The sequence below is a fragment of the Candidatus Competibacter phosphatis genome, assembly GCF_012939995.1.
GTDB classification, from domain to species: Bacteria; Pseudomonadota; Gammaproteobacteria; order Competibacterales; family Competibacteraceae; genus Competibacter; species Competibacter phosphatis.
In genome coordinates this window covers 1-5,313 of sequence record NZ_SPMZ01000111.1, presented here as the reverse complement: position 1 = coordinate 5,313, position 5,313 = coordinate 1, and the positions used below count along the sequence as shown (strand labels likewise).

Genomic DNA, 5,313 nt, shown 5'->3' with positions numbered 1-5,313 from the left:
GCGCCACGGGATCGGGCAAGACCAACTTTCTGTTGCCGATCTTGCAGCAGATCGTGACCAGTCCGCACCGTAGCCTGATTCTGGACATCAAGGGCGATTTCACCGCGATGCTGGCCTACCCCGACGAGCGTTTCATGCTGGTGGCGCCGTGGGACCGGCGCGGCTGGCGCTGGGACATCGCCCGCGACGTGACCAGTCTCTCGCAAGCGCGGCTGTTCGCCGAAAGCTGCATTCCGCCGTCCGATGAACCGATTTGGTCCACCGGCGCGCGGCAGATTTTCGCCGGGGTGATGAACTATCTGTGCCTGACCCGGCCGGGCGCTTGGGATTTGATGGATTTCATCGAGCTGACCCGCCAGCCCGATGACCCCCTGATGCAAATCGTGCGGGAAGGCAACCCCGATGCCGCGCGGGTCATCGCCCAACTGGAAAAGGAAAACCGGACCGGGCAATCGATCCTCATCAATGTCGCGGCTTTCATCGGCCCGCTGGCGGACATGGCCTGGATCTGGAAGCAAAGCCCAGACGCGCCGACGTTCAGCATCACGGACTGGTTGGCCGACGGTTCGACCTTACCGCGCGGCATCGTGTTGCAATCCCGCCGCCGGTTCGGCGAACTCTCGGAAGCGCTGACCAACGCCTTGGTGACGCTGTTGACCGACCGGATGGTGGATACCGCTTTTCCCGAAGCCGACACGCGCGGCGAGGACTGGCGTCTGTACCTGATCCTCGACGAGATCGCCCAGAGCCGCAAGATCGANGCCTTGCAAAGTCTGTCATCGGCGGGCCGCTCCAAGGGTCTGCACCTGTTCGTCGGGATTCAGTCGATCACCCAGCTCAAGAAAATCTACAGCCCGGAGTTTGCCGACCTGCTCTATACCAATCTGTTGGGGTAGACCAAGCAGTCGTGTCACCAGCCGCCATCTCGATCACGGCAGGTCGAGCCGGGTGTTCATATCGAGATCGAACCGACCATACGGGTTGACGTGTTCCCAGATCAGCGGCGTCAGGGCGGCATAGTCGCGTGGTGTGAACCTGCCCTGCCAATGCGGCTGTGCCAGCACCTTCTGGATCATCAGCGTGTTGATGTAGACCATACAGTTCTGGATCAGGTGCAGCGCGAGCATGCTGACCTCGTGATCCTCGCGGCGGTTGCTCGCCATCTCGCCCCGGCGGGCGAAGAACACGAAGTCGGTCGCGCCGTTCCACTGCTCGACTACGTTCAGCCCTTCGTTGATTTCCCGGCGCAACGCCTCGTCGTGCAGGTAGCGGCACAGGAAGATAGTCTTGATCGCCTTGCCCAGCTCAGCGAATGCCTTGTAGGTCGGGTGCTGCACGTTCTTCTTGGTGAAGCGGCGCAGGATGGCTTCGGTTTCCCCTATCCCCAGGCGCAGCGCGGTGGCGTACTTGACCATCTGGTCGTACTGTTGCCGCACCGAGTCCCAGTCGATGGGCTTGGTCAGAATCTGTTGCAGGTTCGCGTAGGCGTCGGCCTTGCCGGTCTCTGGCCGGTACAGCTTCTGTGAGTGGATGGCCTTCAGCCGTGGCAGCAACTGGAAGCCCAGCAGGCGGCAGAAGGCGAACGCCACCGTGCTCTGGCCGTGCGAATCGACATACTGCCGATCCACCTCCATCTCGGTGCAATGGTGGATCACGCCCTCGATCATCGACGCCACCTCCGACGACGACGGCGACTTGAGCTGCGAATGGATGCACAGCGAGCTGCGCTCGACATGCCAGTAGATCATCACGCCGCGCCCGCCGTAGCGGACGTGCCATTGCGTGGTGAGGTTCTGATCCCACGCGCCGAAGTGTTTCGAGTCCGACGCGCAAGCGGTGGTGCCGCTACCCCAGATCGCCGGGTTGCGGGCTTGCAGCGTGCCGTCTGCGACGATGGCAATCGCGCGGCGCATCGCGTCCACGCTGATGTAACGGCGGCGCACATAGGCCAGGTCGCGGGCCGTGGTGCCGGAATCCAGCCCGGCCATGCGCTGCAAGCCAGCATTGGTGCCCAGGCCGTGCAGACACAGGAGCAGGCGCGGCTGCAACACCGAGCGATCCATCGACTCGTAGGAGGTCGGGCTTTTCAGGGCATCGGTAAAGCTCAACCGCAGATCGGCTTCCTTGACCATATCGAGCAGGCTGGTCATCGGCCAGAGGACATTGAGTTCGGCCTTTAGCGCGGTCAGATTGGGGGGATCGGGTTGCGCATCGAGCGGCGTCAGCGTGATCCAGCCACCGCCCTTGCTGCTCAGCCGGACGGATGGGTTCTTCTTCAAGCCAGCGTCGAAGGTGGACAGCGCCGCGCGCATTTCGGCCTGCAAGTCGGCGATGAAGCGCTCCACATCGAGAGGCAGGTTCAGCGCCCGGTAGTAGTCCTCGCGGTTTTGCTCGAAGTCAGCCGGCAGATCGTCGTCGGGGTTGCGGTAGCGGTTCGCGCCGACCACCCAGATTTCCTTGCAGCGCAGCCGCTCGCGCAGGGCTTCCAGCACGGCGATTTCATAGGTGACGCGGTTGACCCGATCCCGGCCGGCGGCGTCCCTCTCCATGACGGCTTCTCGCCACAGGCCACGTACCACGCCATCGAGCGGCACCTCCATGTCGGCCGGGAAGGTATGCACCTTGGTGTCGGCAAAGCGCTTCACCAGGTCGAGCGCGTCCATCACCGGGCGGTGGCGGTCGTTGTTGGAGCGGAATTCCAGCGCGGCCAGCAAGGTCGGTACCATGCGCCGGTAGTGGCCCTGGTAGGAATTGCGGATCACAGTGCGCAGGGTGATGCGGTAGGTTGGGCCGGTGGCCTTCCACTCCTTGACCAGATCGCGCAGCGTCTGCTCGCCGACCACTGGAAACACCACGTCGCGCACCACGCCGTCCGGCTGGGCCAAGGTGGCGTCGGCCAGATTGAACAGCAGGTTCTGCTTTCCGGACACGCGCTTGAGGTCCTCCAGCAGTTCGCGTTCGACCTTGCGTTCGGCACGCGCGCCGATCTGGTGGATGGTCTCGATCAGCAAGTCCACCAGGTCGTCGGTCAGGCTGCGGGCGCGCAGGTAGACGAATGCGGCCAGCCAGGTGAGGCGCGCTCCATCGGGATGTCGGCGCAGGTCGCGGGGAACCTCGACCGATACGCGCTGCCGGCAGCGTTCCAGGTCGCGCGATGACGCTTGATCGAAGAGATCGGCGGGCAGCTCGATGCCACGGATCAGTTCCAGCTTCTCCAGTTCGTCCCGCATGCTGGCAAGGCCGGGACGGCCAGGACTGCCGCGCAGCTTCAGCAGAACGGCCGGGGCGCTGCCGGCGGCTTCCCCTTGAGCATCAGTAGCGCTTTCCTCGCTGTCGGTCTTCTCTGGGCGCAGCAAGGCATCCAGACGCTCGCGGGTCGGGGGCGGCAAGCGTTCAAAGACGCTTTTGTGGAAACGGTCTTCGTGGGCACGCAACGCGCTGCGCGCAAGCCGCTCCATCCGCTCGGGCGTTGGCGGCTCGATGGCGAGTTCGCGGCAGCGCGCTTCCAGCCGCTCGATCATCGGCTCAATGTCACCGCCAACTTCTCCGGCAACATGATCACGCAGCCACTCCGTCAGCATCTCGGCATCGGCCACCGTCGCTTCGCGGAAGCCGAAACGCACACGGATTTCGCCGCGCAGCCGCTCGGCAGTGCGGCCCGTGAGGAAGGCTTCGCCGTCGAGGGGCGCGGGTGCGTCAAGTTGTTTGGCGAGCGCGGCTATGCCCTGTACCTCGACTTCGGTTTCGTCGCGCGGGAAACGGCCGCGATCGCGGAAGAAGGTCAGCAGGATGGCAAAGCCCAACCGGTTCGCCCGGTTTTTGGTCATCACCAGTTCGCGTTCGGCTGGCGCCAATACCCACTGATCTTCCGTACTGCCGCCGCCGTCCGCCATACCGCTACGCTCCTGGGGGCACTGACGCGGGCCAGCCGGCCCGCGTCAGAGTTTCGATCAAGGTGGTCCGCTTCACGCCGAAGTTGCGGCACACGGCCGCCTTGGACATGCCACCTTCGAGCGCGGCGATAATGGCATCCAGCTTCTCGCCGGTGATTGCCTGCGGCCGGCCGCCGATCCGGCCACGTTTGCGGGCAGCAGCCAGGCCGGCAACGACACGCTCCTGGATCAAGGCGCGCTCGTACTGAGCGAGCGCGCCGAACACCTGGAACAGAAACTCGCCCGATGGCGTGGTGGTGTCCAGGTTCTCCGTCAGTGAGCGGAACGCCACCCGCTTGTCCTTGAGTGAGGTCACCAGGGCGAGCAGATGCGACAGTGAACGGCCGAGCCGGTCGAGCTTCCACACGACCAACACGTCGCCGGGGCGAACGAATTCGAGCGCCCGCGCCAGGCCCGCACGGTCATCCTTCGCGCCGGAAGCATGATCCTCGAACAGATGCCGCGCATCGACGCCCGCGGCGAGCAGCGCATCGCGCTGCAAATCCGTGCTCTGCCGGTCGGAATCCGACGACACACGCATGTAACCTACCAGCATAAGCGGAAAACCATCAAGAAGAGGTTTCCGCATGGTAGCGTCTGGCGACAGAGTTTTCCGCACAATTTTGCGGCCACTCGGAGCTTGGTGCAGAGGGCTGTTGAAGATCTGTCGACAAACAAATGTTTTCCGACAGGCCTTGGCATAGCGCACGCCCGCCTTGCAGCGTTCTATGAATAGCGCTTAGTAATGACGGCGTATATACTTTGTTAGTATCAAGTGGCAGGAGGCCCCGATCATGTCAAAACAAGCTGTTTTCACGATGAAGCTGGATCCCGAGTTGCGCGCCGAGTTCATGGCCGAAGCCGAGGCGGCCCATCGCCCGGCGTCGCAAGTGCTGCGCGAGTTGATGCGCGAGTTCATTCAGAGCCAGCGCAAGTCGCGCGAGTACGACGAGTTCCTGCGCCGCAAGGTCGAGGCCGGCCGGGCTTCAATGCGCGCTGGATTGGGGCGATCGAACGATGAAGTTGAGGCCGAATTCTCCGCACGGCGTGCCAGTGTGGCGAGCCAGTCGTGAGAGTTGTTTGGACGCCCGAAGCGCAGCAAGACCGTGCCGATGTGTGGGACTACATCGCAGCCGACAATCCGCGCGCGGCGGCCCGGATGGATGAGATTTTCAGCGACGCGGCCGCCCGGTTGATCCAGCACCCCATGCTGGGCAAGCCGGGAAAGATTCCCGGGACCCGCGAGTTGATCCCGCACGAAAGCTATCGCCTGGTGTACCAGATCGACGGCGAAACGGTGTGGATACTGACGCTGGTTCATACGGCCCGCCTGTGGCCGCCTGTGCGCGATTAAGAGATGATCATGGCAACAATGAAACGG

Annotated in this window: 5 protein-coding genes; 3 read left to right on the top strand and 2 right to left on the bottom strand. The window is 63.6% G+C overall.

What is annotated here, in order from left to right:
- Positions 1-53 precede the first annotated feature (53 nt).
- Positions 54-896: a type IV secretory system conjugative DNA transfer family protein gene (locus E4P82_RS21135; RefSeq protein WP_478219239.1), complete on the top strand. Its 843-nt coding sequence runs from the start codon at positions 54-56 to the stop codon at positions 894-896.
- A 33-nt stretch (positions 897-929) separates the two neighbouring features.
- Here E4P82_RS21135 and E4P82_RS21130 read toward each other — a convergent pair whose 3' ends face one another.
- On the bottom strand, positions 930-3,893 hold the full coding sequence (locus E4P82_RS21130) for a Tn3 family transposase (RefSeq protein ID WP_079329247.1): 2,964 nt from the start codon (positions 3,891-3,893) through the stop codon (positions 930-932).
- Between the two features lie 4 nt (positions 3,894-3,897).
- The gene (locus tag E4P82_RS21125) at positions 3,898-4,488 is read right to left on the bottom strand and encodes a recombinase family protein (RefSeq protein ID WP_079329246.1); all 591 of its coding nucleotides are present in this window, start codon (positions 4,486-4,488) and stop codon (positions 3,898-3,900) included.
- Positions 4,489-4,726: 238 nt separating this feature from the next.
- Between E4P82_RS21125 and E4P82_RS21120 the strand changes: the two genes are divergently transcribed.
- Together E4P82_RS21120 and E4P82_RS21115 are read left to right on the top strand one after the other, a co-directional pair.
- Positions 4,727-5,005: an antitoxin of toxin-antitoxin stability system gene (locus E4P82_RS21120; protein WP_079329245.1), complete on the top strand. Its 279-nt coding sequence runs from the start codon at positions 4,727-4,729 to the stop codon at positions 5,003-5,005.
- Entirely contained in the window at positions 5,002-5,286 is a 285-nt protein-coding gene (locus tag E4P82_RS21115; RefSeq protein ID WP_011342942.1) for a type II toxin-antitoxin system RelE/ParE family toxin, read from the top strand. Before E4P82_RS21120 ends, E4P82_RS21115 begins: the two co-directional genes overlap by 4 nt.
- The last annotated feature ends 27 nt before the right edge of the window (positions 5,287-5,313 follow it).

Coding starts and splice junctions, on each gene's coding strand:
- E4P82_RS21130 (WP_079329247.1), bottom strand. CDS start 3,893: ATGGCGGACGGCGGCGGCAGTACGGAAGATCAGTGGGTATTGGCGCCA.
- E4P82_RS21125 (WP_079329246.1), bottom strand. CDS start 4,488: ATGCTGGTAGGTTACATGCGTGTGTCGTCGGATTCCGACCGGCAGAGC.
- E4P82_RS21120 (WP_079329245.1), top strand. CDS start 4,727: ATGTCAAAACAAGCTGTTTTCACGATGAAGCTGGATCCCGAGTTGCGC.